This is a genomic window from Stappia stellulata DSM 5886 (genome assembly GCF_000423705.1).
Lineage (GTDB): Bacteria > Pseudomonadota > Alphaproteobacteria > Rhizobiales > Stappiaceae > Stappia > Stappia stellulata.
In genome coordinates, this window is record NZ_KE384082.1 from 228299 (window position 1) to 253278 (window position 24980).

Consider the following 24980-nt stretch of genomic DNA (forward strand, 5'->3'; position numbering starts at 1 on the left):
GCCGTCTCCCCCGGCGCATCGAGCATGAAACATGACCAAGCCTTCCGTTTACGTCAACGGAAAATGCGGGCGACCGACGGCCGTATCTCCTACAGATAGGATACGCGAGCGCACATCCAATCCTCCACCGGCCGGTCGCGGCGGGCGCGCGTCGCGTGGCGGTTCACGTCTCCAGCAGCGCAAAGCGGTCGACATCGAACATCCCCTTGTCGGTGATCTTGAGATGCGGGATCACCGGCAGCGGCAGGAACGCCACCTGGAGGAACGGTTCGTCCAGCGTGCAGCCCAGCGCCCTGGCCGCCGCGCGCAAATCCTCCAGCCGATGGCGGACCGTCTCGAACGGCTCCAGGCTCATCAGGCCGGCGACCGGAAGGGCAAGTTCCGCCGTCACCCCGGTCTCGTCGGCGACAACGAAACCGCCCTGCAGGTCGGCGATCCGGTTCACCGCGGCCGCCATTGCCGCATCGTCCACCCCGACCACGCAGATGTTGTGGCTGTCATGGCCGACCGAAGAGGCGATGGCGCCCCGCATCAGGCCGAAACCGGAGACAAAGCCGCGGCCGATGCCCCCGGTCCGGCCATGGCGTTCCACCACGGCGACCTTGGCGACATCCTGCGCCGGATCGGCCGCGACCGTGCCGGCCCCGACCGGCAGCGTGCGGCTCAGCCGTTCCGTGATGATACGCCCCGGCACGACGCCGATCACCGCGCGCTCGTTCGCGGCATCCGCCGGCACCGCGAAATCCGCTTCCTCGATATGACGCAAGTGAACGCTCTTCAGCCCGACCGGCGCAAGCGGCGTCCGTTCGACAAACGCCGCCTCATCCACCAGACGACCGGCGGCGATCACCGAATGCACACGGCAGTCCTCCAGATCGTCGAGCAGCACGAGATCCGCCCGCCACCCCGGCGCGACCAGCCCGCGGTCGCGCAGGCCGAAGGCCATGGCCGCCGACCAGCTTGCCGCGCGATAGGCGTCCTGGGGCCGTGCGCCCCGCCCGATCAGCCGTCGGATCATGCTGTCGAGATGTCCTTCCTCGGCAATATCCAGCGGATTGCGGTCGTCGGTGCAAAGACACACGAAGGAGGCGGTGTCGGGTGTCAGGATCTCCGCGAGCGCCTCCAGGTCCTTGGACACCGAGCCTTCGCGGATCAGCACGCTCATGCCCTTGGCAAGCTTTTCCCGCGCCTCTTCGGCCGTCGTCGCCTCGTGGTCGGTACGGATCCGGGCCGCGAGATAGCCGTTGAGGTCGAGCCCCGTCACCAGCGGCGCATGCCCGTCGATATGGCCATTCTGAAAGGCTGCAAGCTTTGCGATAACCGCAGGGTCGCGGTTGAGCACGCCTGGAAAATTCATGAACTCCGCAAGGCCGATCACCTGTGCATGCGCGCGCAGCGGAAGAAGATCGTCGATCTCGAGCCGGGCGCCGGCGGTCTCGAAGGCGGTTGCCGGGACACAGGACGACAGGTTGACCCGAAGGTCCATCACGGTGCGCTCCGAGGCATCGAGAAAATAGCGAATGCCGTCCGCGCCGAGCACATTGGCGATCTCGTGCGGATCGCAGATCGCCGTGGTCACGCCATGCGGCAGCACGCAGCGGTCGAACTCCAGCGGCGTGACCAGCGAGGATTCCACATGCAGATGCGTGTCGATGAAGCCCGGAACGACGATGCGCCCGTCCGCGTCGATCTCCCGGTCGCCACTGTAGCGCGCATGCGTCCCGACGATCCGCTCGCCGACGATGGCGATGTCGCACTCCGTCACGGAACCGTCCATCACCGAAAACAGCCGCGCATTGCGGATCACCAGATCGGCCGGGACCTCGCCGCGTCCGGCGGCAATGGCGCGGGTGAGAAATTCTTGCGTATCGGCGGTGTCGGGCATGGAATTCTCCGTGACGCGTGTCGGCTTGCAGGAACGATGTGCGCGCCGCACGTCGCGACGCAGCCCCGTCGTGAATATCGCATGCCGAAGCCGAACCATGCCAGCGCTCTGGACACCGGTCGACAGAACGCGCAGACGCCGTAACGTCACCCAGACTGCACATTCATTCAGCGCAAAAGAATATATTTGACAAGTATCATTTTTTCGGCAATTAATTAAATCAGATAAATTAATTAATCGCACCCGCATCCGGCACACGGTACGCGGACGGTTACAAACGCCGGTCAGGGGATTGATGGTGCCCGTACGTCCACTCGTCGGTCAAGGTTCCAATTCGGCGCAGCTGCGTCGTTACAACGAACGTATCGTGCTCCAGGCCCTGCGGCGCGTCGGAGAAGCATCCAAGGCGGACCTTGCCCGGCTTGCCCAGCTGACCAACGCGGCCATCGGCGGCATCATTCAGGAGCTGACGGCCGCCGGGCTGATCGACACCCTCGGCAAGCGCCATGACGGCGGGCGCGGTCAGCCGGCAACCATGCTGCGGATCGCGGCATCGGGGGCTTATGGTTTCGGCGTGCGTCTCGACCGGACCTCGATCGAGACCGTGCTCGCGGATTTCTCGGGCCGTATTATCGGCCGCCAGTCGCATGACCGGTTTCTCCCCACCCCGGAACGGGCGGTCGAACTGGTCGCCGGCGATATCGCGACGCTGCTCAAGCTGATCGAGCCGGACGAGCGCGACCGCATCGCAGGCGTCGGGCTGGCGATGCCCTTCAATCTCGGGGCCTGGCTGCGCGAGCTCGGTCTTCCGGCCGAAACCTTCCGCCGCTGGGACGAGGTCGACTTCACCGCATTGCTCGAAGACGCCATCGCCTACCCCGTCTTTTCCGAAAACGACGGCACGGCGGCGGCCATAGCGGAGCTGTTTTCCGGCGCAGGGCGGCTGTCGGACAATTTTCTCTACCTGTTCCTCGGGCCGGCGATCGGCGGCGGCGTCGTCACCGGCGGCGATTGCCTGAAAGGCGTCAACGGCAACGCCGGCGACGTTGCCATGATCCCGGTTCCGCCGAGCCGTCTGGTTTCCTCTCCGCGCCCGCGCGGGGAAATGGACATTCTCCTGACCCGTGCCTCGCTTTCCGCCCTCAAGCGCCACCTCGCCCATCACGGGGTGCAGGCGGATACGCGCGGCGAGCTCGAGCTTGCCGTGGAAAACGGTCATCCCGCCGTCGACGAATGGCTCGACGATTGCGTCGCCGCCCTGGCGCCGGCCGTCTGGTCGGCAATCTCGCTGCTCGACGTGCCGCTCGTCGTGATCGACTTTGATATCGATGGCGGCCTGGCCGCGCGCCTGCTGAACGACCTCGCGGCGGCGCTCGAGGCCGCCGCCCCGGAAGCGCGCAACCCGCCGCGTCTGCAGCGCGGATCCTTCGGCTCCGACGCAGGGGCCGCAGGTGCCTCCAACCTGCCGATCTTTTTCAACTATTCGCCGCGCACCGCCATCCTGACCGGACGCGGGGCGAAACAGGGTGCCACACAAACGAGACATGCGGATCAACCGCATGCGGCAGCGGGCGGCACCTGACGACCTCCTCCGGCAACGCCGGCGGAGACAAGCTGTGTCAAACGACCACTGGGAGGAGACTGACATGCTACGCAATCTGATGCTTGCCGGAACCATTGTCGGAGCCGTTGCCGCCACACCGGCGCTCGCCGCCGACATGAATGCCTGCCTGGTCACAAAGACGGACACCAATCCGTTCTTCGTGAAGATGAAGGAAGGCGCCACCGCAAAGGCGGAAGAACTCGGGATGACGCTCAAGTCCTATGCCGGCCGGATCGACGGCGACCATGACGCGCAGGTCGCTGCCATCGAAACCTGCATCGCCGATGGCGCCAAGGGCATCCTGATCACCGCCTCGGACACAAAGGCCATCGTCGACAGCGTTCGCCAGGCCCGCGACGCCGGCATTCTGGTGATCGCCCTCGACACGCCGCTGGAGCCGATCGACGCGGCCGACGCGACGTTTGCGACCGACAACTTCAAGGCCGGCGAACTGATCGGCCAGTGGGCCGCCGCGAGCCTCCGCGACGAAGCGGCGAACGCCCGCATCGCCATGCTCGACCTCGCCGTCAGCCAGCCCTCCGTCGGCGTGTTGCGCGACCAGGGGTTCATGACCGGCTTCGGCATCGACGTGAAGGATCCGAACCGCTGGGGCGACGAGGACGACCCCCGCATCGTCGGCCACGACGTCACCGCCGGCAACGAGGAAGGCGGCCGCACGGCGATGGAGAACCTTCTCACCAAGGATCCGACGATCAATGTCGTCTACACGATCAACGAACCGGCCGCCGCCGGCGCCTATGAGGCGCTGAAGGCCATGGGCCGGGAAAGCGACGTGCTGATCGTCTCGGTCGACGGCGGGTGCCCGGGCGTGCGCAATGTCGCCGACGGCGTCATCGGCGCCACGTCGCAGCAGTACCCGCTGCTGATGGCATCGCTCGGCATCGAGGCGATCAAGGCCTTTGCCGACACCGGCAAAAAGCCCGAGCCGACACCCGGCAAGACGTTCTTCGATACCGGCGTCGCGCTGGTGACCGACAAGCCCGTGGAGGGCGTGTCCTCCATCGACACCAAGGAAGGCCTGGACAAGTGCTGGGGCTGATTGCCCGCGCACGCTAGGCCGGGAACGCCCGGACGCGGGGCGGCCCCAGCCGCCCCGCCCATCTTGGAACAACGCCGGGGCCCGGCGGTCTTGGGAGGGACATCATGAGCGAAAGGGATGCACGCGACGCGGAGGGTTACGGGGAGGGTCTTGCAACGCGCTCCGGCGACGTCGCAACATTCGACGGACAAGGGCATTCGTTGCTCGACGCGATCCAGCACAAGCTGCATGCACGACCTGAGTTCGTGCCGCTGATCGTGCTGGTCGTCTCCGTTGCAATCTTCGGGGTTGTTCTGGGTTCGAAATTCTTCTCGCCCTTCGCTTTGACCCTGATCCTTCAACAGGTCGCCATCGTCGGCATCGTCGGCTGCGCCCAGTCCCTTGTGATCCTCACAGCCGGCATCGACCTCTCGGTCGGCGCGATCATGGTGCTGTCCTCCGTGGTAATGGGCCAGTTCACCTTCCGCTACGGTCTTCCGCCGGAAATCGCCGTCCTGTGCGGCCTCGCCTGCGGCGCGCTCTGCGGCATGATCAACGGCATGCTGGTCGCCCTGATGCGCCTGCCGCCCTTCATCGTCACGCTCGGCATGTGGCAGATCGTGCTCGCCACCAACTTTCTCTTTTCCGCCAACGAGACCATTCGCAGCCAGGACATCGAGGCCCAGGCCCCGATTCTTCAGTTCTTCGGCGAGAAATTCAACATCGGCGGCGCCATCTTCACCTATGGCGTGATCGCGCTTTTCGTCCTGGTGCTTGTGTTGAATTACGCGCTCAACCACACCGCCTGGGGACGCCATGTCATGGCGATCGGCGACGACCCGGACGCGGCCGAACTTGCCGGCGTGCGCGTCGCCCGGATGCGGATCTCGGTCTATACGCTCGCCGGTCTGATCTGCGCGCTTGCCGGCTGGGTGATGATCGGCCGCCTCGGCTCCGTCTCGCCGACGACCGGCCAGTTCACCAACATCGAATCCATCACCGCCGTGGTGATCGGCGGCATCTCGCTCTTCGGCGGACGCGGCTCCGTGCTCGGCATGCTGTTCGGCGCGCTGATTGTCGGCGTATTCTCGCTCGGCCTCAGGCTGATCGGCACCGATCCGCAGTGGACCTACCTTCTCATCGGCGTGCTGATCATCGTCGCCGTCGCCATCGACCAGTGGATTCGAAAGGTGGCCGCATGACCCGCGAACCCATCCTCACCGCCCGTGGCCTGGTCAAGCGCTACGGGCGCGTCGTTGCCCTCGATCGCACGGATTTCGATCTCTACCCCGGCGAGGTCCTGGCCGTGATCGGCGACAACGGCGCGGGAAAATCGACGCTCATCAAGGCGATCTCCGGCGCTGTCACGCCCGACGCCGGCGAGATCCGGCTGGAAGGCCGGCCGGTGCATTTCACGTCGCCGATGCGCGCGCGCGACGCCGGCATCGAGACCGTCTACCAGAACCTCGCGCTGTCGCCGGCGCTCTCCATCGCCGACAATCTGTTCATGGGCCGCGAATTGCGCGCGCCGGGACTCATGGGCAAGATCTTCCGCAAGCTCGACCGCAAGGAAATGGAGCGGATCGCCCGCGACAAGCTGTCCGAGCTTGGCCTGATGACCATCCAGAACATCAATCAGGCCGTGGAGACGCTGTCGGGCGGCCAGCGCCAGGGGGTGGCGGTGGCGCGCGCCGCTGCCTTCGGGTCCAAGGTGGTGATCATGGACGAACCGACGGCCGCGCTTGGCGTGAAGGAAAGCCGGCGCGTGCTCGAGCTGATCCGCGACGTCAAGGCGCGCGGCCTTCCCATCGTGCTGATCTCCCACAACATGCCGCATGTCTTCGAGGTCGCGGACCGCATCCACATTCACAGGCTCGGCAGGCGGATCGCGGTGATCCGGCCGTCCGACTACTCCATGTCGGACGCGGTCGCGATCATGACCGGCGCGATGGAACCGCCAGACGCCCCGGCGGCGGAGCGTGCAGACGGGGCCGGCCCGTGATCCTCGTCTGCGGCGAAGCGCTGTTCGATCTTTTCGCCGACGAAACAAGCGGGCGGCTGACGCTCGATGCAAGGATCGGCGGCTCGCCGTTCAACGTCGCCGTCGGTCTTGCCCGCCTCGGAACGCCGGCCGCCTTTTTCGGCGCGCTGTCGCGCGACCTTTTCGGCCAGCGGCTGCGCGGCGCGCTGGATACGGAAGGCGTCGATCTCTCCTTCGCGCTTGAGACGGATGCGCTCACCACCTTGAGCGTCGTCGGACTCGACGCCAGCGGCAGCCCCGCCTACGGCTTTTACGGCAAGGATGCGGCCGACCGGCAGGTGCAGCTGACAGACCTGCCCGACCTGCCCGACACGGTCGACACCGTCCAGATCGGGTCTTACGCCGCCCTCGTGCCGCCGGTCGGCGACAGTCTGCTGGCGCTCGCCGCCCGCGAGCACGGGCGCCGGATGATCGCCTATGATCCGAACGTGCGCCCGACCGTGTCCCCCGATCTGGACGCCTGGCGAAAGCGCTTCGCCGACTATCTGCCGCATGTCGACCTGCTCAAGATCAGTCTGGAGGATCTGGAGCTGATGTTTCCGGGCGACGCTCCGCAGACGCTCGCCGAGATCTGGCTGGCACAGGGGCCGGCCCTTGTCGTGATCACCAAGGGAGGCGACGGCGCCACCGCGTTCTCCGCCCGTCACCAGGTCGACAGTCCGGGCGAAAAGATCAAGGTTGCGGACACCGTGGGGGCCGGCGACACTTTCCAGGCGGCCCTCCTGACCCGGCTCGGCGAGACCCGTGTCCGCTCCCGTGCAGCCCTTGAAGACCTGGCGCCGCGTGACATGATAGACCTTCTGGGGTTCGCGGCCCAAGCCGCTGCCCTCACCTGCTCCCGACGCGGCGCGGACCTGCCCCGCCGCGCCGAAATCGACCTTCTCGACACCGTTTCCCGCTGAAAGGACACTCATGGTCGCCCGCGTCATCGAAGTCGATCCGTTCGATCTCATCGTGTTCGGAGCAACGGGGGACCTTGCCCACCGCAAGCTTCTCCCCGCGCTCTATCACCGCGATCTCGACGGGCAGATCCCCGAGGACGCGCGGATCATCGCCTGCTCGCGCCGCGACATGAGCGACGAACAGTATCGCGCTTTCGCCGACGAGGCCGTGCGCGAACATGTCGACGACGTGGAAGCCCCCGCGCTGGAGCGGTTTCTCGCTCGGCTGAGCTATCTCGCCGTCGATGCGGCGGGAACGCGCGGATGGCCGGAACTCGCCGAACGCCTGGAGGGTCGCGAAGACGTGGTGCGCGCCTTCTATCTGGCGGTCTCGCCGGATTTCTTCGGCACCATCTGCAAACGCATCGGCGAGCACGACCTGACCACGGATCTCGCGCGCGTCGTCATCGAAAAACCCATCGGCAAGGACGGCGCATCGGCGCGCGCGCTCAATGCCGCCATCGGCGAGGTCTTTCGCGAGGACCAGATCTTCCGCATCGACCACTACCTCGGCAAGGAAACCGTCCAGAACCTGATGGCCCTGCGCTTCGCCAACGCGCTGTTCGAGCCGCTGTGGAACGCCGCCCACATCGACCATGTCCAGATCACGGTTGCGGAATCGCTCGGCGTCGAGGGCCGCGCCGGCTACTACGACACCGCCGGCGCAATGCGCGACATGGTGCAGAACCACATTCTCCAGCTCTTGTGCCTAGTGGCGATGGAACCGCCGGAATCGATGGACGCGGATTCCGTTCGCGACGAAAAGCTCAAGGTCCTCAAGGCGCTGAAGCAAATGGACGCCGAGATGGCGAGCAAGGCGACCGTGCGCGGCCAGTATCGCGCGGGCGCGTCGGCCGGCGGCGCTGTGCGCGGCTACCTGGAGGAACTCGACGATCCGACCTCGCAGACGGAGACCTTCGTCGCGATCAAGGCCGAAATCGCCAACTGGCGATGGGCAAACGTGCCCTTCTACCTGCGCACCGGCAAGAGACTGGCGGCGCGGGTCTCGGAAATCGTGGTGCAGTTTCGTCCCATTCCCCATTCCATATTCGAAACGGAAGCCGGCGCGATTTCCTCCAACCGCCTTGTGATCCGCCTGCAGCCCGACGAGGGCGTGCGCATGCAGATCATGATCAAGGACCCCGGCCCCGGCGGGATGCGACTCAGGCAAGTCCCACTCGACATGTCGTTTGCCACCGCCTTCAAGGTGCGCAATCCCGATGCCTACGAACGGCTGATCATGGATGTGATCCGGGGCAACCAGACGCTGTTCATGCGCCGCGACGAGGTCGAGGCGGCCTGGGCCTGGGTCGATCCGATCCTTGAGGACTGGGCAACCTTGAAAGACCTGCCGAAGGGCTACACATCCGGTACTTGGGGACCGTCGGCGGCAATTGCCCTGATCGAGCGCGACGGCCGCACCTGGTTCGAGGACCTGATCTAGACGGCGGGAACCGGCAGCCGGCTTAGCCGTTGAACCAGAATTTAAATCGATTTAAACGTGAGGCCGATCGTTTGGGACGCCCAACCGGTTTCACCGACGCCGCCATTGTGTCCTCCCCGCATCGGCGGCCCGTGCCGAAAGGATGGAGCCAGCCATGACCGTGCATTCCACCATTTCCGACGTGACCGCCCGCATCGAGGAGCGTAGCCGCGACAGCCGCGCGCGATATCTGGAGCGTATCCGCGCCGCCGGAGAGGCCGGACCGAAGCGCGGAACCCTGTCTTGCGGAAACCTCGCGCATGGATTTGCCGCTTGCGGACTCACCGACAAGGAGCGGCTCGCCGGCGACGTGGTGGCGAACCTTGGCATCGTCACCTCCTACAATGACATGCTCTCCGCCCATCAGCCGTTCGAGCGCTTTCCCGAGTTGATCCGCGAAGCCGCGCGCGAGGCCGGCGCCGTGGCGCAGGTCGCCGGCGGCGTTCCGGCGATGTGCGATGGCGTCACCCAGGGCCAGACCGGCATGGAGCTGTCGTTGTTCTCGCGCGACGTGATCGCCATGGCGGCCGCCGTCGGCCTGTCGCACCAGATGTTCGACGCCGCCGTCTATCTCGGCATTTGCGACAAGATCGTGCCCGGCCTGATGATCGCGGCGCTTTCCTTCGGCCATCTGCCGGCGGTCTTCCTGCCGGCGGGGCCGATGCCCTCCGGCCTTCCCAACGACGAGAAGGCCAAGACCCGCCAGCTCTACGCGGAAGGCAAGATCGGCCGCGCGGAACTGCTGGAATCGGAAAGCAAGTCCTACCACAGCCCCGGCACCTGCACCTTCTACGGCACGGCCAATTCCAACCAGATGCTGATGGAAATCATGGGGCTGCACCTGCCCGGCGCCAGCTTCGTCAACCCCAACACCCCGCTGCGCGACGCGCTGACCCGCGAGGGCGCGAAACGCGCGCTGGCGCTGTCGGCACTCGGCAACAATTACACGCCCATCGGCGAGATGATCGACGCGCGCGCCATCGTCAACGGCGTCGTCGGCTTGCATGCCACCGGCGGCTCCACAAACCACACCATGCACCTGGTGGCGATGGCCAATGCGGCCGGGATCAAGCTCACCTGGGGCGATATCTCCGACCTCTCCGATATCATCCCGCTGATCGCGCGCATCTATCCCAACGGGCTTGCCGACGTGAACCACTTCCAGGCGGCCGGCGGCATGGGCTATCTCATCGGCGAGCTCCTGTCGGAAGGGCTGCTGCACGAAGACGTCAAGACGGTCAATGGCACCGGGCTTTCCGGCTACGCCGTCGAAGCCAAACTTGCCGAAGACGGGACGGTCGTTTGGGAGCCGGCGGAAAAGACCAGCGCCGATCCCAAGGTTCTCTCCACCGTCAAGGAACCGTTCCAGCCGGATGGCGGACTGAAAATGCTCGACGGCAATCTCGGCCGCGCGGTCATCAAGGTATCGGCGGTCAAGCCGGAACGCCGGACGATCGAAGCGCCGGCGCGCGTCTTCACCTCGCAAACAGCCGTGATCGAAGCCTTCAAGGCGGGCGAGCTCACCGAGGATTTCATCGCCGTGCTGCCGTTCCAGGGACCGCGCGCCTGCGGCATGCCGGAACTGCACCAGCTGACCCCGACGCTCGGCGTCCTTCAGGATCGCGGGCTCAAGGTGGCGCTTGTCACCGACGGGCGCATGTCGGGTGCGTCCGGCAAGGTGCCGGCGGCCATCCACGTCACGCCGGAGGCTGTCACCGGCGGCGCGATTGCGAAGGTGCGCGACGGCGATCTCCTGCGCATCGACGCCGCGACGGGGCGTCTTGAGGTGTTGATGGATACGGCGGACTTCGAAGCCCGGACACCGGCGACCGCCGATCTGTCCGACCACCGGCAAGGGGTCGGTCGCGACCTTTTCGCCGCCTTCCGCGCCGCAGCCGGCCCCGCCGACGAAGGCGCGCATGTCTTCGGCGCCTGACGCGCCTTTTTCACCCCGGAGCCGAACATGACGCAAGACACCGCCAAGCTCGACACAGTGATGCAGGCCGCCCCCGTGATCCCTGTGCTGGTCGTGGAGGATCCCGCAAAGGCCGTTCCGATGGCAAAGGCGCTGGTGCGCGGCGGGTTGCCGGCGATCGAGATCACCCTGCGCACACCCAAGGCGCTTGAGGCGATCCGCGCCGTCGCGGCCGAAGTCGAGGGCGCCATCGTCGGCGCCGGCACCGTGCTGGACGCCGCGCAATATGAGGCGGCCGTCGCGGCCGGGTCCCGCTTCGTCGTCTCACCCGGCGCGACCGACCGGCTGCTCGCCGCCGCGGCCGATCACGATGTGCCCCTGCTGCCGGGCGCGTCCACCGCGTCGGAAGTGATGCGCCTGCTCGAAGCCGGCTATTCGCGGCTGAAGCTCTTTCCCGCCGAAGCGGTCGGCGGCATCGCGCTGCTGAAATCCCTCGGGGCGCCGCTGCCGACGGCAAAATTCTGCCCGACCGGCGGCATCACGCTGAAAAGCGCGCCCGACTATCTGGCCCTGTCCAATGTCACCTGCGTCGGCGGCTCCTGGATCGCGGACGCCAAGGCCATCGCGGAGGAGGACTGGGAGGGAATCGAGCGCCGCGCCCGCGAGGCGGCCCGCCTCGCCTGAGTGTTCCTGTCGGGCGCATCGGAAAAATCCGCCGCGCCCGCTCACGGCATCTTGTGCAAACCTCCGAGCCGTCCCATCTGCCCTGAGCCGCGGGCGCTCATGCTCGCGCCCATCAAAGATGACGGCCATGTCAGGCTCGGTTTCCGGCGCAGAACCGGCGGTTTCCGCCACCGCCGAACGCCCCCGTCCCGGGGCTGCGTTCTACCTTGTTTTCATATCCGCGGTCGTGCTGTTTACCGCCGAAATATGGATTTCCGTACTCGGGGTGCTTTGGGCGCTCGCCGGCTTCCTGTCGCTCGGCCCGGCCGGCACGGCGATTGTCGCCGTCCTGATCGTGCCCGGCGCGGCTTTTGTCACCTGGAAACTCGCCGTGATGGCGCTGGAAAGCGAGCGCGACCTCCTCGTGCCCCCTCTCGAAGACGCGTGATCGGCTCCAACACGTTCAACATTCTGGGCATTCTCGGGGTCACGGCGATGCTGGCGCCGATTCCCGTTGCCGCCGAAATTGTCGCATTCGATATACCGGTCATGCTGATCGCGTCGGTCGGGCTGGCCGCACTCTTGTTGTCGATGCGCAAGATGCCCCGCATCGCCGGTCTGGCACGCCTCGTCGCATATGGCTGGTATTTCGCCGCTTTGCTGGCCTAGGGTCGCCTGACGGCAGAGACTTTACGCTCGGGAGGAGATCACGGAATGACGCAGCCTGACATGCCCCAGGACCTGAAACATCGGGCCGCGGACTTGCTGGAAAAGGGGTTGCGCGGGATTTTCGACGACGACCCCGACCGCTTCAACAGGCTTTCCGTCACGCTGGACGACCTGCTCATCGACTTTTCCAAGATGCACTGGGACCAAACGGCCATCGCATCCCTTGCAGACTTTGCACGCGCACGCGGACTGGAAAGCCGTCGCGATGCGATGTTTGCCGGAGAGGCGATCAACGAGACGGAAGGCCGCGCCGTGCTGCATGTGGCGCTGCGCAATCGCGGCGACATGCCAATGCCGGTCGACGGTCACGACGTCATGCCCGAGGTGCGCGAGACGCTTGCGCGCGCGGAAGCCTTTGCCGATGGCGTGCGTTCCGGAACGCTTGTCGGCAGCTCCGGCAAGACGATTCTCGATGTCGTCAACATCGGCATTGGCGGATCGGATCTCGGGCCGGCCATGGTTACGCAGGCGCTCTCGCCCTATGCGGGCGGGCCGCGCCTGCATTTCGTCTCCAACGTCGACGGCGCGCATATCGCCGATACGCTTGCCGGGCTCGACCCCGCCCGCACGCTGGTCATCGTCGCCTCCAAGACCTTCACGACCACCGAGACCATGACCAACGCCCGCACGGCCCGCCGCTGGATCGTCGAGCGCCTCGGAGAAGAAGCGGTGTCTGCGCATTTCGCCGCCGTCTCCACCGCGCTCGACAAGGTCGCAGCCTTCGGCATCGAGGAAGGCCGGGTGTTCGGTTTCTGGGACTGGGTCGGCGGACGCTACTCGGTCTGGTCGGCCATCGGTCTGCCGGTGATGATCGCCATAGGCGCGGAGGAATTCGGACATTTCCTCGACGGGGCGCACGCCATGGACACGCATTTCCGCACGGCCCCGCTGGAAAAGAACCTGCCCGTCCTGATGGGCCTTGCCGGCATCTGGCATCGCAACCTGTGCGGCTTTCCCGCTCGCGCCGTCCTGCCCTACGACCAGCGGCTTGCCCGCCTTCCCGCCTATTTGCAACAGCTCGACATGGAATCGAACGGCAAGCGCGTCACGCTGTCGGGCGACCCGGTCGCGGAAAAAACCGGACCGCTGGTCTGGGGGGAACCGGGCACCAACGGGCAGCACGCCTTCTACCAGCTGCTGCACCAGGGCACCGACGTCATCCCGTGCGAGTTCATTGTCGCGACCCGCGGCCACGAACCAGACCTTGCCGATCATCATGCGCTGCTCATCGCCAATTGCCTTGCGCAATCGGAAGCCTTGATGAAAGGACAGACGCGTCAGGAGGCAGAGGCCGTCCTTCTCGCACAGGGCGCAAGCGCGGCGGAGGCGCGCCGCCTCGCCCCCCACAAGGTGTTTCCGGGGAACAAACCCTCCATCACGCTCGTTTACGACAAGCTGACCCCAAGTGCGCTCGGCCGGCTGGTCGCGCTCTATGAGCACCGCGTCTTCGTCGAGGGCGTTCTCTGGGGGATCAATTCCTTCGACCAATGGGGAGTCGAGCTTGGAAAGACGCTTGCCTCCGAATTGTTGCCCATGGTCGAAGGCCGCGACCCGATCACCGGCCGCGACCCGTCCACGGAGGGACTGCTGAAGAGGATGGAAGAGTCGCGAATTCCACGAGACTGAATGGGCGTGTACAGCCCTGATCACAGCCTCGCCACTTGGCCGGCCTAGACTGGAAGCGGTTTTGATGGTGTGATGCACAGATGGAGGCAAGACCGTCTACCACTGTCGCATCTAACCTCGGCCAAGCAACGGTAGGCACGAATTGAGGAGCGAACAAATGCTGAAGATTGTACTGGTAAGCGCATCGGCACTTCTGCTGGTTGCCTGTCAATCCGACAGCCAGCGCGACCGGACCCTTGTCGGTGGCGGACTTGGTGCCGCAACAGGCGCGGCCGTGGGCGCGGCCGCGACAGGCGATGTCGGCGGCGCGCTCGTCGGCGGTGCGATCGGCGGTGTCGGTGGCGCCATGGTCGGGTCGGCAACGACTCCGAAGAATTGCATTGCGCGCGACCGTTACGGCCGCCGTGTCCGGGTTGCCTGCCCGTAACAGGCTTGACGCCGGGGTGGCTGACTTTTAACGGCCATATCGGTATATAGATGATCGAAGTGTCCGCGTGGGCGGCATTCTCTTGGAGTGTGTTTGAATGAAGAAAGTCGTTCTCGTCTCGGCAACTGCGCTGCTTCTGGCAGCCTGCCAATCGGACAGCCAGCGTGACCGGACTCTGGTCGGCGGTGGCCTCGGGGCCGCCACCGGCGCGGCCATCGGCGCGGCAACAGGCGGAGGCGTCGGTGCAGCGCTTGCCGGCGCAGCCATCGGCGGTGTCGGCGGCGGTGTCATCGGCGCGGCAAGCACGCCGAAGAATTGCGTCGCGACCGACCGCTACGGCCGTCGTTACCGGGTTGTCTGCCCGTAAGGCCCTCCGGGATCGCGTCCGGCCACGAGCTGGCCCCCGGCGCAACAATAATGAAGAAAAGCCCGACCGGGATCTCCGGCCGGGCTTTTTGTTTTCTGTCGCCGCCTCCACCAGGCGGCGCACGCCAATCCGGCCCTCGTCAGGCCGCGGCGGCAACCTCCGCCAAGGCGTCCTGCGGGCTGACATAATCGTAGCCGAGCGCGTCGGCCACGGCCTTGACGGTGACCCGACCCGCGTGAACGTTCAGTCCGTTCAAGAGATGCGGATTATCGCTCAGGGCCTTTTTGTAGCCGTTGTTGGCAAGCGCCAGCGTGAAGGGCAGCGTCGCATTGTTGAGCGCGTGGGCGGAGGTCTTCGGCACCGCGCCCGGCATGTTGGCGACGCAATAATGCACGACCTCGTCGACGACATAGGTCGGCTCGGCGTGGGTTGTCGCGTGGGAGGTCTCGAAGCACCCCCCCTGATCGATGGCAACATCCACCAGCACCGAGCCCGCCTTCATCCGGCGAACATGATCGGCGGTAACCAGCTTGGGGGCGGCAGCCCCGGCGACGAGCACCGCGCCGATCACCAGATCGGCGTCGAGCACATATTCCTCGACCGCCGCACGCGTTGAATAGACGGTGCGCAGCGCCGCGCCGAAGCGTGACGACAGCGACCCGAGCACGTCGATGGACCGGTCGAGGACCGTCACGTCGGCGCCAAGGCCCAGCGCCATGGTGATGGCATGCGCGCCAACGACACCGCCGCCGATGACGACAACCTTCGCCGGTGCAACGCCGGGAACGCCGCCAAGAAGCATGCCCGCGCCGCCATGGGCCCGCTCGAGCGCCGTAGCCCCCGCCTGCACCGAAAGTCGGCCGGCAACCTGTGACATCGGCGCCAGAAGCGGCAACCCGCCGCGCCCGTCGGTCACGGTCTCATAGGCGATGCAGGTCGCGCCCGACTTGACGAGGTCCGCCGTCTGGGCGGCGTCGGGGGCAAGATGGAGATAGGTGAAGAGAATATGGTCGGGACGCAGCATGGCGCGCTCGACGGCCTGCGGCTCCTTGACCTTGACGATCATCTGCGCGGCCTCGAACACCTCCGCCGCGGTCGCCAGAATGCGCGCACCTGCGGTCTGATAGACCTCGTCTCCCGCACCGATGCCCGCTCCCGCCTGGGTCTCGATGACGACGTCATGTCCGTTCGCGACAAGCTCGCGCACGCTCTCGGGCGTCAGCCCGACGCGATACTCGTGATTCTTGATTTCCTTTGGAACACCGATGCGCATGTTGGTCTCCTCCTACCAAATGTCAAAACACTCCCATGCCCTAAAGGATAGGCCGTGTTTCACCGAATGTGCTTGCGAACTTGACAGATTTTGCGGATTTGACGCAATTTTGACGCATATTCCCCTTGGTCAATGAAATTATATGCGGTGGAGACTTGAGCATGCCTTTCGACCGAATCGACCGGCACATCCTGACGCGCCTGCAGAGCGACGGACGCATCGCCAACAGTGAGCTGGCCGATGCCGTCGGCCTGTCCCCCTCCGCTTGCCTTCGCCGGGTCAGGGCTCTGGAAGAGGCTGGCGTTATCGAACGCTATGTGGCGCTTCTCAATCAGGACCGGATCGGCCGGCGAATGGACATTTTCGTCGAGATCTCGCTGAACTCGCAGTCGAACGAGGTTCTCACCGCCTTCGAGCAGGCGGTCGCGCAATCCCCGGAAATCATGGAGTGCTATCTGATGGCTGGCGATGCGGACTACATGCTGCGCATCGCGGCGGCCGACCCGACGCATTTCGAGCACATCCACCGCGACCATCTCGCCCGGCTTCCCGGCGTGTCGCGGATGCGCTCCTCCTTCGCAATCCGCACCATCGCCAAAAGCACCGCCTTTTCGCTGTCACCCGCGCCCCGCGAAAGCGCACCCGCGCCCCGGACTTAGTGCGACCTGCCAAAAGTCACGGTGACGCCCGTCATCGCTGACCGGTGGGAAATCAGGAGTATTGCTGATAGGATAGGTAAAACAGACATTGTGCACCTTGAAGATTCGGCAAAATGGCTATGCTCGAAACCAGAGGGCTGCCCAGCGCGGCCTCCTTGACCGTCCTTCTCGTCGATGACGACGAGGACGACATTTGGCTTGTCGAACGCCTGTTTCGCAAAGCCATGCCGGACGGCCATACGCTGGATGTTGTCGCGAAACAGGGCGGCACGGCTGCTCTTGAATGGATTGGCGAGGCACGAAGCGCCGGGCGCCGAATGCCGGACCTGATCGTGCTCGACATCAACATGCCGGGCCTCTCCGGCATCGACCTTCTCGCTGTTCTCAGGGCGCGGCCCATGTTTGCCGCAACGCCCATCCTGATACTGACCACCACCGACGATGCCGAAATCGCCGATCAGGCTCGCCGGGCCGGCGCCAACGCGCTCCTGACCAAGCCGGACACGATGGAAAGGCTGGAAGTCCTCGTTCGCAATGTGCGTGAGACCTGGCTCGGCGTTCCGGTCCCCGACGACGCCCGCCCCCGGCGGCAGGCGGCCGGCTGACATCCCGGCCGCGGATGACAGCCCTGCCGTGTCGGCCGTGTTGAGGCGCCCCGCCTCCCCCCGGCGAAACCGGCCCGCCCTTGATCGCGGCGCAGTTTCATCCGACACATGGGATCCGTCACCCGATTTTCCCTCCGCACACGCGAAGGTTTGTCATGACCCGCCCCCGCCAAAACACCGCCACCGTCACCCGACTGAGCGACATCCGCAGCGACCTTGCCGAAAGTCCGACCTGGGACCATCGCAGTCAGACGCTCTTCTGGTGCGACATTCCCGGAAAACGGTTGATCGCGCGAGACTGGGCAAGCGGTGCCGAGACGATCCGCAAGATGCCGGACGTCATCGGCTCCTTCGGCCTGACGGGCGATCCCGATGTCCTGGTCGTCGCGCTGCGCGACCGGGTGGGTCTCTATCACCTTGGCAAGGAAAGCTTCGAGCCGCTCGTGTCCATCGAGGAAGACGACACCCGCACCCGGCTGAACGACGGCAAGGTCGGCCCGGACGGCGCATTCTGGATCGGCACCATGGACGACCGGCCCGACCGGCAACCGATCGCAGCTCTCTACCGGGTCGACCGGCACGGCGGCTGCACGCGCGTGGTGGACGGGGTCACGGTCTCCAACGGACTGGCCTGGTCGCCCGACGGGCGCACGCTCTATCACGCCGACAGCCGGCCCGGCCTGATCGAGGCCTGGGACTTCGACCCGCAAACCGGTGCCTGCGCCAACCGCCGCCTCTTCGCGCAGATGGCCAACGACAGCGGACGGCCGGATGGCGGCACGGTGGATGCCGGCGGATGTTACTGGTCAGCCGGCGTCTCGGCCGGCGTCGTCAACCGCTTCTCGCCGGACGGCCGCCTTGTCGAGACGCTGAAAATGCCGGTGCCGCGACCGACGATGCCGTGTTTTTGCGGGCCCGAGCTCGACACGCTCGTCGTCACCAGCCTGCGGCCTCCGCTCGACCCGAACGCGGCGGGGGAGGACACGCAATCCGGGCTGGTGTTTTCGCTGGATCCCGATGCCCGCGGCCTGCCGGGATATCTGTTCGAATTATAGGCTTTGACGCCACCGAGCGGTTCCCTTGCGCCTTTCGCCGGTGCACGCAGATCGCCGCCCATCCGGCCAGTTCTGCAAACGCGCACGCTCCCCTGCCGAAAAAACACCGTGATGTGGATCGTTGCAGAGACGGAAGACATGGCGTTTGTCGTGCGTTCTCTCCCGTCACGGCGCCCCCTTCGCTTGTCCCGACACGTCGATTTGAAACAGGACCGGCTTGCGAAAGACCGATCGAACACCGACCTCAAGGTGAGCGAACGCCACGACGCCTGTGCGGCGGACCAGCCGCGCTTCCGTGAACAACCGGGAAGTGGGAGAGGAAGAACCGATGATCGTGATCGAGCATGTCACGGGAAAAGATCTCATCGTGATACGCGCGTCCGGCACATTGACGACGCAGGACTACGAAAGCGCCGTTCCCGAACTGGAGCATGCCCTGGATCTGGCGAACGGCGCGCTCCGGGTGCTGGTCCGCCTTGAGGACTTCAGGGGCTGGGAGATCGGAGCGCTTTGGCAGGAGCTGAAATTCGATCTCAAACACCTCAACGACTTCGGGCGGATCGCCGTCGTCGGCGAGGGGCGGCTCGAGGACTGGGCAACCAGGCTGTCCGCCCCTTTCACAAAGGCCGAAACGCGGTTTTTCCCGCTGGAAAAGGAAGCGGAGGCGCATGCCTGGCTGGGACTGAACGCAGGCCCGCAAGGCGAATGACGGGCTGAGCGCAGTTGCGAGCCGCCGGCGCGCGGCGGCGCGGCCTTCAGCCTTTTCCACCCTCGATCACGGCACGCGGCAGCACCTCATGCGCGTCTTCCGGTGCGCCCTCGCCCCAGGTCGGTGTCAGGTCGTGATCGACTGCGATGCGCTCGTCGAAGACGAAACAATCGCCGCGCCACAGGCTCTCCTCGCGCGGCACCCGCTCCAGGTAATTCAGGATGCCGCCATCGAGGTGGTAAACCTCTCCGAAGCCTTCCTCCAGCAACAGCGACGTCGCCTTCTCGCAGCGGATGCCGCCGGTGCAAAACATCGCGACCCTGGGCTTGTTGGCCATCGCCGGCGCGGTTTTCACCCATTCGGGAAACGAGCGGAAACTCCGCGTTTCGGGCGATACCGCCCCTTCGAACGTACCGAAGGCGATCTCATAGTCGTTGCGGGTGTCGACCAGCACCACGTCCGGGTCCTGGAGCAGCGCATTCCAGTCCTCAGGCGCCACATAGGTGCCAACCTTTTCGACCGGATCGATGCCGTCGACCCCGAGCGACACGATCTCGCGCTTCAACCGCACCTTCAGCCGCTTGAACGGCATGCGCTCGGCCCGTGAGCTCTTGTCCTGCAGCCCCGCCAGGCGCGGATCGGCGCGCAAATGCGAGAGCACCGCTTCCACCCCCTCATCCGTGCCGGCAATCGTGCCGTTGACGCCTTCCGCCGCGAGCAGGACCGAGCCGCGCACGCCGGCGCCGCAGGCAAGCGCGGCGATCGGTGCCTTGAGGGCGGCGAAATCGTCGAGCGCTGCGAAATGATAGAAGGCTGAAACGCGAAAATCGGACATGCGGATCCCGAACATGACGGACGGTGCTGCCGGTCGGCAGTCCGGCCTTTTACACTCCCGACCGCCTCGCGCGCAACGACGTCCCGGCTCCCGCTTTCCTACCAGGGCAGCCGTTCGCCCGTATAGCTGACGAAGCCGCCAGTCTGCGACGCATCCGCCCCCTCGACCACCGACAGGAGCCGAGCCACGGCGACCGGCGGCGGCTGCACGTCAAGGCCCGCCTTGGCGAAGGGCTTCGACAGGCCGGTGTCGACCGTGCCTGGATGAAGCGCCAGCACGACAAGCTCCGGTGCCCGGCGGCCCAGTTCGATGGAGGCCGTCCTGACGATCTGGTTGAGGCCGGCCTTTGCCGCCCGGTAGCTGATCCAGCCGCCGAGCCCGTTGTCGGAGATGCTGCCGACCTTGGCGGAGAGCGTTGCGAACACAGACTTGCCCTCGCGCGCCATTGCCGGCCCGAAATGTTTCAGGAGAAGCGCCGGGCCGATGGCATTGATCGCATAGGAGCGGGCCATCTGCGCGGGATCGATCTGCCTGAGCGCCTTTTCCGGTGACATCTTCTCGTCGGACAGAATGCCGGTCGCATCGACGACCAGGCGCAGCGCACCCTGTTTCTTCACGAAAGCCGCCGCGGTCTCGATGCTCGCTTCGTCCAGAAGATCGAGGGGCGGGTCCGTGCGCCGCGACAGGCCGATCACAGCGTCGAACCGGCCGGAGGCTTCCAGTGCATCGACAAACGCAGCGCCGATCCCGCCGCTCGAGCCGATGACAACGGCATGCCCGCCGGGCGGAAAACTGTTGAGAGAGAAGGTCATGGCACGTCCTACGGCCGATTTCGCCGACCGGTTCACGCGCCTCCCCCTCCCTCCTGCGGCGGAAAAAGCGCAAGGGGCGACCGGCCCGGCGTGTTTTGTTAACCTTTGGTTGACGATGACCGGCCGCGAAGTCGCGTCCGGCGCTGGCAACGCCGGCCCCAGCATGCGACAGTCTGTCCGCCCGCCCTCGGGCACTGCGACAACAGCGACAAGAGAAACAGGGGAATGCGCACGATGGCACGACGGTTCTACGTCCTCGACGTCTTCACGAATCAGGCCCTTGCGGGAAATCCGCTTGCGGTCGTTCTGGACGCGGAGGGCCTGTCGGACGCCCGGATGCAGTCAATCGCGCGCGAGTTCAATCTGTCGGAGACAGTGTTCGTGCTGCCGCCGGAGAACCCCGCCCACTCGGCAAAACTGCGGATTTTCACCCCCGCTAAGGAATTGCCCTTTGCCGGCCACCCGACCGTCGGCACCGCGATCCTTCTGGCACGTCAGCGCTTCGGCGACACCGACGACGACCAGAACGCCATGGTCGTGCTCGAAGAAGCCGTCGGAAACGTGCGCTGCGGGGTGGTTCTGAAAAACGGCGCGGCCGGCTTTGCCGAATTCGACGTGCCCAAGCTCGCGCGCCCCGCCGATCCGCTGGGCGACAAAGAGATCATCGCGGCAAGCCTTTCACTTGAACCCAACGAGATCGGCTTCGAGAACCATCGCCCGTCCGCCTTCGAGGCCGGCGTCGCCTTCGCCTTCGTGCCTGTCGCCAACCTCGAGGCGCTGTCGCGCGCACGTCCCGTCCAGGCCTATTGGCAGGATGCCTACGGCGGCGACGGCGGCGCAGCGGTCTACGTTTACTGTCGCCAGACAACGACGCATGACGGCACGTTTTCGGCCCGTATGTTCAGCCCCGCAATGGGGATCTACGAAGACCCCGCAACCGGCTCCGCAGCCGCCGCCTTCGCCGGCGTCGTGCGCCATTTCGACAAGCCAACCGACGGCACGCATTATGTGCGGATCGAACAGGGCTACGACATGGGGCGCCCCTCGCTGATCGATCTGGAACTCGATATCGAGGCCGGCGCGCTCCACGCCGCGCGCATCGGCGGCCAGGCGGTGATCGTCTCCAAGGGCGAGTTGTTCATCTAGGTCATGTTGACGAATGGCGGATCCAAAGGCGGATGGACGTGATGTCGACGAACCTCAGGAAGCTCTCAGCCGTCTTATCGTAGCGTGTTGCGACGCGTCTGGCGTTCTTGAGCTTGTTGAAGCACCGCTCGACCACTAGCCGAGCTCTTCCGGCAGATCGCGCCATGGCGCGCCGGTCCGGGCAATCCAGAAAATCCCGTCAAGAACAAGGCGGTGGTTGGCGGGTTTGCGTCCGTTCGGGGCGCGGGCTGTCAGGATGAACCGCTCAAGGAACGCCATTCCTCATCCGACATCAAGCCTCGCGCCAAGCTGGTCTTCATCGCAGATACCAGCTTGAATCGTGCTCAAAGCCCGATGTGCATCCCTTTTGTCAACGCGACCTAACCGAAATCAGCCTCCGGCAAACCCGGCGCGGTTCACATCGCTTGCTGCTGCATAGCGTTCGTGAAGCGTTCAGTGATTGCTTGCGGGCGCGTGATGCAGCTACCGACGACCAAGAAATCGGCTCCCAGTTCGAGAAGCCGCACTGCGTGATCGGGAGAAGTAATCCCGCCTTCTCCAATCACAGGACAATCTGTGACAACCTGGCGAATATCGCGAAACGCAGCAAAATCGTCCGTGGGCAGCCTGCGGCCCGCAGTCTCCGGCGTGTATCCGTAAGCTGCGGTGGATATACAATCAAAGCCAAGCTGCCGTGCCTGGATCGCCTCTTCCACGGTAGCCACCTCAGCGATGAGAATGCCCTGCGGGAAACGACGCCTGCATTTCTCGTAGAATGTATCGATTGTTTCCCCTTCGGGGCGCCTGCGGTTGGTTGCCTCACAGGCGATCATATCGGCCCCTGCCCGCATGATCGCGGTAACTTCCTCGACGGTCGGCGTTAGGTCCACCTCCGCGTCAGAGTAGGCGTGCGTCACAACACCGATAACCGGGACATCCAAAGCGGCTTTTGCCAGAACGATGTCTTCGTACCCATTCAGAAGCACGCCCGACGCCCCGCCCTCGACCGCAGCCCTGGCCATAGCAAACATCTGCCCGAACAGAGGTTCGCCGGGGAGAGCCTGGCAAGAGACAACGAGACCGCGATGGAGCTTTTGGAATAGCTCAATCACTATTCGCCACCGGATGTGGGGTTCGACGCCGCAAGCTCATTCAGGTTGACCTCGAAACGGCGATCTTCTTTATCCAGGAGCCATCTCTCAATATCCAGCAACCACATCTTTTCCAGAACGAACTCGTAGAAGCGGCGTGGTCCCGCTCCCGTGAACTGATCGAGCGGAAGCATCCACTGCTTTCGCAGCGCCTCGTCCGGAAAATTAAGCCGATAATATTCTTCATGCACATTCGCCACCCTCGCAACGGGAACGGCTCGGCAATGTCCCGAAAACTGAACCCCGTCCAAGCCGAGTGGCGATTGCTCCGGTGTAAGATCCGTTCGGAATATCGAACCGGAAATGGCAGATGTTCTTTCGATATTGCGTGAGTGCTGTGCATCCCGCATTGAATACCAGAGCAATCGAATATCATTGTCCTCACACAGGATGTAGTTCACGGTGGACGCCCACGGACCCGTTTCGGGATCCGCAGTCGCAAGCGTCACAAACCGCGCCGTTCTTAGCAAGAACTCAACCCTTTGGCGGGCGGCAATAAGCTCAGCCATTCGCTTGCCCCTCATTTTCACGCATAATTGGTGCGTCATTGAGCAGTCGGGCCTCGGAGATCTCCCACCATAAATCCTGCTCGATGCGACGTTTCTCCCATGCGGAGTCCTTCGATCGGCGCGAGACTTCTCGGCGATACAGCCCCCAAGCCGCCTCATCTTCAAATGAGATCGTGTGTTCGATGGAGTGAACGTTGGAGCCGACGGTACAAATATACCAACGAGGGTTACTTACCATCTCGAGATCGCGATAGAACCATTTCTCCCGATCACTGACCCAGGTCCAGAACTCTTTCAAATTCGAACGTGCGTGGCGGGTGGGGTGAAGCTGATAAACAAGATGCAACACAGAACGTCTCCTTAGCTAACCGGGCTTCGTCGGGCCTCGATCAAATTCCAGTCGTGGCTGAGGTGGCCAGCAAAATCCGTGTGGTATCGATCAAGGAATCGACGATTGTGCCGCCGCGCATCGTCTGGGCAGATATCATTGCCGCCCACACATTTTATAACGAAGGCCTGCGGCTCGATTTCCGCACCGCGCTTCACCTTTGCCCGCAAGGCCGAAATCGAAAATCGTAGTTTCGAAAAACCATTAGCGGCCGCATAATCAAGGGATTCATAGTAACATAGAACAAAATACCTGAAATCCTTGAGGTTGAAACTGTAGTCGGCCCCGAAATACCGGGGGTAGAGCGCGCGACCAAAGTGGTAGAAAACGGTCAATGCGGTGATGTTTTGCCCGCGCTTGGACATGGCCACCTTGCCAAGTCGTGAAATTCCGGCCCTCCTCTGCCCTGCAAGCATCCTTCGCATCCATTCGCGCCCCTGCGTACTGCCGTACTTGGATCTATTTTGCGCAATAAGATCAGCGGCCACCGCATCGTCAAACTCCTCCAGAGAAACCCATTCGACCTCACCTCCCAGGCGCCGGAAAGTCGAGATCTCCGATTTGCATTGAACACGGTCATGCTTGCGCATGCGTTCCAGTACATCGGCCAAACCCTTTTCAGGGACACCGAGCGACGCTTCGGCGGAATGCAAAACGGCTGTCCCTCCGACGGCGTTTGCGAATTCTTCAGCCGCTCCGAAAGGCATATACGGCATCACGAAGCCGGCATATCCATGTTCCTCAGCATAATCAGCGGCATAGCTGCCCAATGCTGCCAAGGCATCTTGCCTTCCTACGCCCTGAATGCAGGCAATCTCGTTATGCGTGTTGCGACGTCCGCCAAGCCAAAGAAACTCTCGATGCCAAGGGCCGGCGAAATCCGTCACATAATGTGACAGTGAGAACATTTCCGACGACGGCTCTCCTTCCCAATGCGCGCATCCAGCGATGAGACCCGCCGGCCCACGGGCGATAAACACGTCCGTTTCACCCAATGCGTGCCCCAATGCCTTCAGCCAGCGGTAACCGTTGTAAAAATTCTCATCACTGACAAGAGCATCCCATTCGTGCTCATCAACGTCGCCCAATTTCATAGAATTCACAGAGCAAACTGCCACC

At 64.5% G+C, this 24980-nt stretch carries 27 protein-coding genes and 1 pseudogene; 18 read left to right on the plus strand and 10 right to left on the minus strand.

Annotation, left to right across the window (positions count from 1 at the left end):
* Window positions 1-163: 163 nt before the first annotated feature.
* Window positions 164-1885 carry an adenine deaminase gene (ade, locus tag G572_RS0113365; RefSeq protein ID WP_029058910.1) on the minus strand — a complete coding sequence of 574 codons (1722 nt, stop codon included), beginning with the start codon at window positions 1883-1885 and terminating at the stop codon, window positions 164-166.
* Window positions 1886-2252: 367 nt separating this feature from the next.
* Here ade and G572_RS0113370 point away from each other — a divergent pair, with 367 nt between their 5' ends.
* From G572_RS0113370 to G572_RS0113430, 13 genes are all read left to right on the plus strand, one after another.
* Window positions 2253-3467, plus strand: coding sequence for an ROK family protein (locus G572_RS0113370; protein ID WP_245566216.1), 1215 nt, complete (start codon window positions 2253-2255; stop codon window positions 3465-3467).
* A 64-nt stretch (window positions 3468-3531) separates the two neighbouring features.
* Window positions 3532-4548 carry a sugar ABC transporter substrate-binding protein gene (locus tag G572_RS0113375; protein WP_029058912.1) on the plus strand — a complete coding sequence of 339 codons (1017 nt, stop codon included), beginning with the start codon at window positions 3532-3534 and terminating at the stop codon, window positions 4546-4548.
* 104 nt (window positions 4549-4652) lie between these two features.
* Window positions 4653-5729 carry an ABC transporter permease gene (locus tag G572_RS0113380; protein ID WP_029058913.1) on the plus strand — a complete coding sequence of 359 codons (1077 nt, stop codon included), beginning with the start codon at window positions 4653-4655 and terminating at the stop codon, window positions 5727-5729.
* Complete coding sequence (locus tag G572_RS0113385; protein WP_029058914.1) at window positions 5726-6529, plus strand: ATP-binding cassette domain-containing protein; 804 nt, start codon at window positions 5726-5728, stop codon at window positions 6527-6529. Before G572_RS0113380 ends, G572_RS0113385 begins: the two co-directional genes overlap by 4 nt.
* Window positions 6526-7470 carry a carbohydrate kinase family protein gene (locus G572_RS0113390; protein WP_029058915.1) on the plus strand — a complete coding sequence of 315 codons (945 nt, stop codon included), beginning with the start codon at window positions 6526-6528 and terminating at the stop codon, window positions 7468-7470. Before G572_RS0113385 ends, G572_RS0113390 begins: the two co-directional genes overlap by 4 nt.
* Window positions 7471-7480: 10 nt before the next feature.
* On the plus strand, window positions 7481-8953 hold the full coding sequence (zwf, locus tag G572_RS0113395) for a glucose-6-phosphate dehydrogenase (protein WP_029058916.1): 1473 nt from the start codon (window positions 7481-7483) through the stop codon (window positions 8951-8953).
* A 154-nt stretch (window positions 8954-9107) separates the two neighbouring features.
* Window positions 9108-10928: a phosphogluconate dehydratase gene (gene edd / locus G572_RS0113400; protein WP_029058917.1), complete on the plus strand. Its 1821-nt coding sequence runs from the start codon at window positions 9108-9110 to the stop codon at window positions 10926-10928.
* Between the two features lie 27 nt (window positions 10929-10955).
* On the plus strand, window positions 10956-11591 hold the full coding sequence (gene eda, locus G572_RS0113405) for a bifunctional 4-hydroxy-2-oxoglutarate aldolase/2-dehydro-3-deoxy-phosphogluconate aldolase (protein WP_029058918.1): 636 nt from the start codon (window positions 10956-10958) through the stop codon (window positions 11589-11591).
* 127 nt (window positions 11592-11718) lie between these two features.
* Window positions 11719-12018: a hypothetical protein gene (locus G572_RS26555; RefSeq protein WP_208979113.1), complete on the plus strand. Its 300-nt coding sequence runs from the start codon at window positions 11719-11721 to the stop codon at window positions 12016-12018.
* On the plus strand, window positions 12015-12239 hold the full coding sequence (locus G572_RS26560) for a hypothetical protein (RefSeq protein WP_029058920.1): 225 nt from the start codon (window positions 12015-12017) through the stop codon (window positions 12237-12239). The genes G572_RS26555 and G572_RS26560 overlap by 4 nt, the downstream gene beginning before the upstream one ends.
* A gap of 45 nt (window positions 12240-12284) precedes the next feature.
* A complete protein-coding gene (gene pgi / locus G572_RS0113420) occupies window positions 12285-13925 on the plus strand; it encodes a glucose-6-phosphate isomerase (RefSeq protein ID WP_029058921.1) in 1641 nt (546 codons plus the stop codon).
* A gap of 157 nt (window positions 13926-14082) precedes the next feature.
* Window positions 14083-14352, plus strand: a complete 270-nt coding sequence (locus G572_RS0113425; RefSeq protein ID WP_029058922.1) for a glycine zipper domain-containing protein — start codon at window positions 14083-14085, stop codon at window positions 14350-14352.
* A gap of 97 nt (window positions 14353-14449) precedes the next feature.
* On the plus strand, window positions 14450-14719 hold the full coding sequence (locus G572_RS0113430) for a glycine zipper domain-containing protein (RefSeq protein ID WP_029058923.1): 270 nt from the start codon (window positions 14450-14452) through the stop codon (window positions 14717-14719).
* A 139-nt stretch (window positions 14720-14858) separates the two neighbouring features.
* On the opposite strand, the gene ald is transcribed toward G572_RS0113430, so the two are convergent.
* Entirely contained in the window at window positions 14859-15992 is a 1134-nt protein-coding gene (gene ald, locus G572_RS0113435; RefSeq protein ID WP_029058924.1) for an alanine dehydrogenase, read from the minus strand.
* A gap of 161 nt (window positions 15993-16153) precedes the next feature.
* Here ald and G572_RS0113440 point away from each other — a divergent pair, with 161 nt between their 5' ends.
* The 4 genes from G572_RS0113440 to G572_RS0113455 all read left to right on the plus strand — a co-directional run bounded on the left by G572_RS0113440 (window position 16154) and on the right by G572_RS0113455 (window position 19020).
* Complete coding sequence (locus tag G572_RS0113440) at window positions 16154-16651, plus strand: Lrp/AsnC family transcriptional regulator (RefSeq protein ID WP_029058925.1); 498 nt, start codon at window positions 16154-16156, stop codon at window positions 16649-16651.
* A 113-nt stretch (window positions 16652-16764) separates the two neighbouring features.
* Window positions 16765-17256 carry a response regulator gene (locus tag G572_RS23820; protein WP_084650130.1) on the plus strand — a complete coding sequence of 164 codons (492 nt, stop codon included), beginning with the start codon at window positions 16765-16767 and terminating at the stop codon, window positions 17254-17256.
* Between the two features lie 155 nt (window positions 17257-17411).
* Window positions 17412-18311 carry an SMP-30/gluconolactonase/LRE family protein gene (locus tag G572_RS23825; RefSeq protein ID WP_051242365.1) on the plus strand — a complete coding sequence of 300 codons (900 nt, stop codon included), beginning with the start codon at window positions 17412-17414 and terminating at the stop codon, window positions 18309-18311.
* A 328-nt stretch (window positions 18312-18639) separates the two neighbouring features.
* Window positions 18640-19020, plus strand: a complete 381-nt coding sequence (locus G572_RS0113455; RefSeq protein WP_029058926.1) for a SpoIIAA family protein — start codon at window positions 18640-18642, stop codon at window positions 19018-19020.
* Window positions 19021-19066: 46 nt separating this feature from the next.
* Here the strand turns inward: G572_RS0113455 and trhO are convergent, their stop codons facing one another.
* Together trhO and G572_RS0113465 are read right to left on the minus strand one after the other, a co-directional pair.
* Window positions 19067-19855: an oxygen-dependent tRNA uridine(34) hydroxylase TrhO gene (gene trhO / locus G572_RS23830; protein ID WP_084650257.1), complete on the minus strand. Its 789-nt coding sequence runs from the start codon at window positions 19853-19855 to the stop codon at window positions 19067-19069.
* Window positions 19856-19953: 98 nt separating this feature from the next.
* Complete coding sequence (locus G572_RS0113465; RefSeq protein WP_029058927.1) at window positions 19954-20667, minus strand: SDR family NAD(P)-dependent oxidoreductase; 714 nt, start codon at window positions 20665-20667, stop codon at window positions 19954-19956.
* A gap of 234 nt (window positions 20668-20901) precedes the next feature.
* On the opposite strand from G572_RS0113465, the gene G572_RS0113470 reads away from it, so the two are divergent.
* The gene (locus G572_RS0113470) at window positions 20902-21813 is read left to right on the plus strand and encodes a PhzF family phenazine biosynthesis protein (RefSeq protein ID WP_029058928.1); all 912 of its coding nucleotides are present in this window, start codon (window positions 20902-20904) and stop codon (window positions 21811-21813) included.
* Window position 21814: 1 nt separating this feature from the next.
* Here the strand turns inward: G572_RS0113470 and G572_RS26830 are convergent, their stop codons facing one another.
* From G572_RS26830 to G572_RS23845, 6 genes and pseudogenes are all read right to left on the minus strand, one after another.
* Entirely contained in the window at window positions 21815-21979 is a 165-nt protein-coding gene (locus G572_RS26830) for a transposase (protein ID WP_037546852.1), read from the minus strand.
* A pseudogene (locus tag G572_RS26835) lies at window positions 21952-22133 on the minus strand (transposase); the annotation flags it as partial. The pseudogene G572_RS26835 and the gene G572_RS26830, both read right to left, overlap by 28 nt.
* Window positions 22134-22229: 96 nt before the next feature.
* Window positions 22230-22925: an N-acetylmannosamine-6-phosphate 2-epimerase gene (locus G572_RS0113485; protein WP_208979114.1), complete on the minus strand. Its 696-nt coding sequence runs from the start codon at window positions 22923-22925 to the stop codon at window positions 22230-22232.
* Complete coding sequence (locus G572_RS0113490; protein ID WP_051242608.1) at window positions 22925-23473, minus strand: pyridoxamine 5'-phosphate oxidase family protein; 549 nt, start codon at window positions 23471-23473, stop codon at window positions 22925-22927. The genes G572_RS0113485 and G572_RS0113490 overlap by 1 nt, the downstream gene beginning before the upstream one ends.
* Window positions 23466-23822, minus strand: coding sequence for a hypothetical protein (locus tag G572_RS25970; RefSeq protein ID WP_084650132.1), 357 nt, complete (start codon window positions 23820-23822; stop codon window positions 23466-23468). Before G572_RS25970 ends, G572_RS0113490 begins: the two co-directional genes overlap by 8 nt.
* Before the next feature lie 11 nt (window positions 23823-23833).
* Complete coding sequence (locus G572_RS23845; RefSeq protein ID WP_208979115.1) at window positions 23834-24979, minus strand: peptidogalycan biosysnthesis protein; 1146 nt, start codon at window positions 24977-24979, stop codon at window positions 23834-23836.
* Between the last annotated feature and the right edge of the window lies 1 nt (window position 24980).

What these genes read in the sequence shown, in the direction of transcription:
- ade (WP_029058910.1), bottom strand. Translation starts at nt 1,885, where the DNA reads ATGCCCGACACCGCCGATACGCAAGAATTTCTCACCCGCGCCATTGCC.
- G572_RS0113375 (WP_029058912.1), top strand. Translation starts at nt 3,532, where the DNA reads ATGCTACGCAATCTGATGCTTGCCGGAACCATTGTCGGAGCCGTTGCC.
- G572_RS0113380 (WP_029058913.1), top strand. Translation starts at nt 4,653, where the DNA reads ATGAGCGAAAGGGATGCACGCGACGCGGAGGGTTACGGGGAGGGTCTT.
- G572_RS0113385 (WP_029058914.1), top strand. Translation starts at nt 5,726, where the DNA reads ATGACCCGCGAACCCATCCTCACCGCCCGTGGCCTGGTCAAGCGCTAC.
- zwf (WP_029058916.1), top strand. Translation starts at nt 7,481, where the DNA reads ATGGTCGCCCGCGTCATCGAAGTCGATCCGTTCGATCTCATCGTGTTC.
- edd (WP_029058917.1), top strand. Translation starts at nt 9,108, where the DNA reads ATGACCGTGCATTCCACCATTTCCGACGTGACCGCCCGCATCGAGGAG.
- eda (WP_029058918.1), top strand. Translation starts at nt 10,956, where the DNA reads ATGACGCAAGACACCGCCAAGCTCGACACAGTGATGCAGGCCGCCCCC.
- G572_RS26555 (WP_208979113.1), top strand. Translation starts at nt 11,719, where the DNA reads ATGTCAGGCTCGGTTTCCGGCGCAGAACCGGCGGTTTCCGCCACCGCC.
- pgi (WP_029058921.1), top strand. Translation starts at nt 12,285, where the DNA reads ATGACGCAGCCTGACATGCCCCAGGACCTGAAACATCGGGCCGCGGAC.
- G572_RS0113425 (WP_029058922.1), top strand. Translation starts at nt 14,083, where the DNA reads ATGCTGAAGATTGTACTGGTAAGCGCATCGGCACTTCTGCTGGTTGCC.
- G572_RS0113430 (WP_029058923.1), top strand. Translation starts at nt 14,450, where the DNA reads ATGAAGAAAGTCGTTCTCGTCTCGGCAACTGCGCTGCTTCTGGCAGCC.
- ald (WP_029058924.1), bottom strand. Translation starts at nt 15,992, where the DNA reads ATGCGCATCGGTGTTCCAAAGGAAATCAAGAATCACGAGTATCGCGTC.
- G572_RS0113440 (WP_029058925.1), top strand. Translation starts at nt 16,154, where the DNA reads ATGCCTTTCGACCGAATCGACCGGCACATCCTGACGCGCCTGCAGAGC.
- G572_RS23820 (WP_084650130.1), top strand. Translation starts at nt 16,765, where the DNA reads ATGGCTATGCTCGAAACCAGAGGGCTGCCCAGCGCGGCCTCCTTGACC.
- G572_RS23825 (WP_051242365.1), top strand. Translation starts at nt 17,412, where the DNA reads ATGACCCGCCCCCGCCAAAACACCGCCACCGTCACCCGACTGAGCGAC.
- G572_RS0113455 (WP_029058926.1), top strand. Translation starts at nt 18,640, where the DNA reads ATGATCGTGATCGAGCATGTCACGGGAAAAGATCTCATCGTGATACGC.
- trhO (WP_084650257.1), bottom strand. Translation starts at nt 19,855, where the DNA reads ATGTCCGATTTTCGCGTTTCAGCCTTCTATCATTTCGCAGCGCTCGAC.
- G572_RS0113465 (WP_029058927.1), bottom strand. Translation starts at nt 20,667, where the DNA reads ATGACCTTCTCTCTCAACAGTTTTCCGCCCGGCGGGCATGCCGTTGTC.
- G572_RS0113470 (WP_029058928.1), top strand. Translation starts at nt 20,902, where the DNA reads ATGGCACGACGGTTCTACGTCCTCGACGTCTTCACGAATCAGGCCCTT.
- G572_RS26830 (WP_037546852.1), bottom strand. Translation starts at nt 21,979, where the DNA reads ATGGCGCGATCTGCCGGAAGAGCTCGGCTAGTGGTCGAGCGGTGCTTC.
- G572_RS0113490 (WP_051242608.1), bottom strand. Translation starts at nt 23,473, where the DNA reads ATGGCTGAGCTTATTGCCGCCCGCCAAAGGGTTGAGTTCTTGCTAAGA.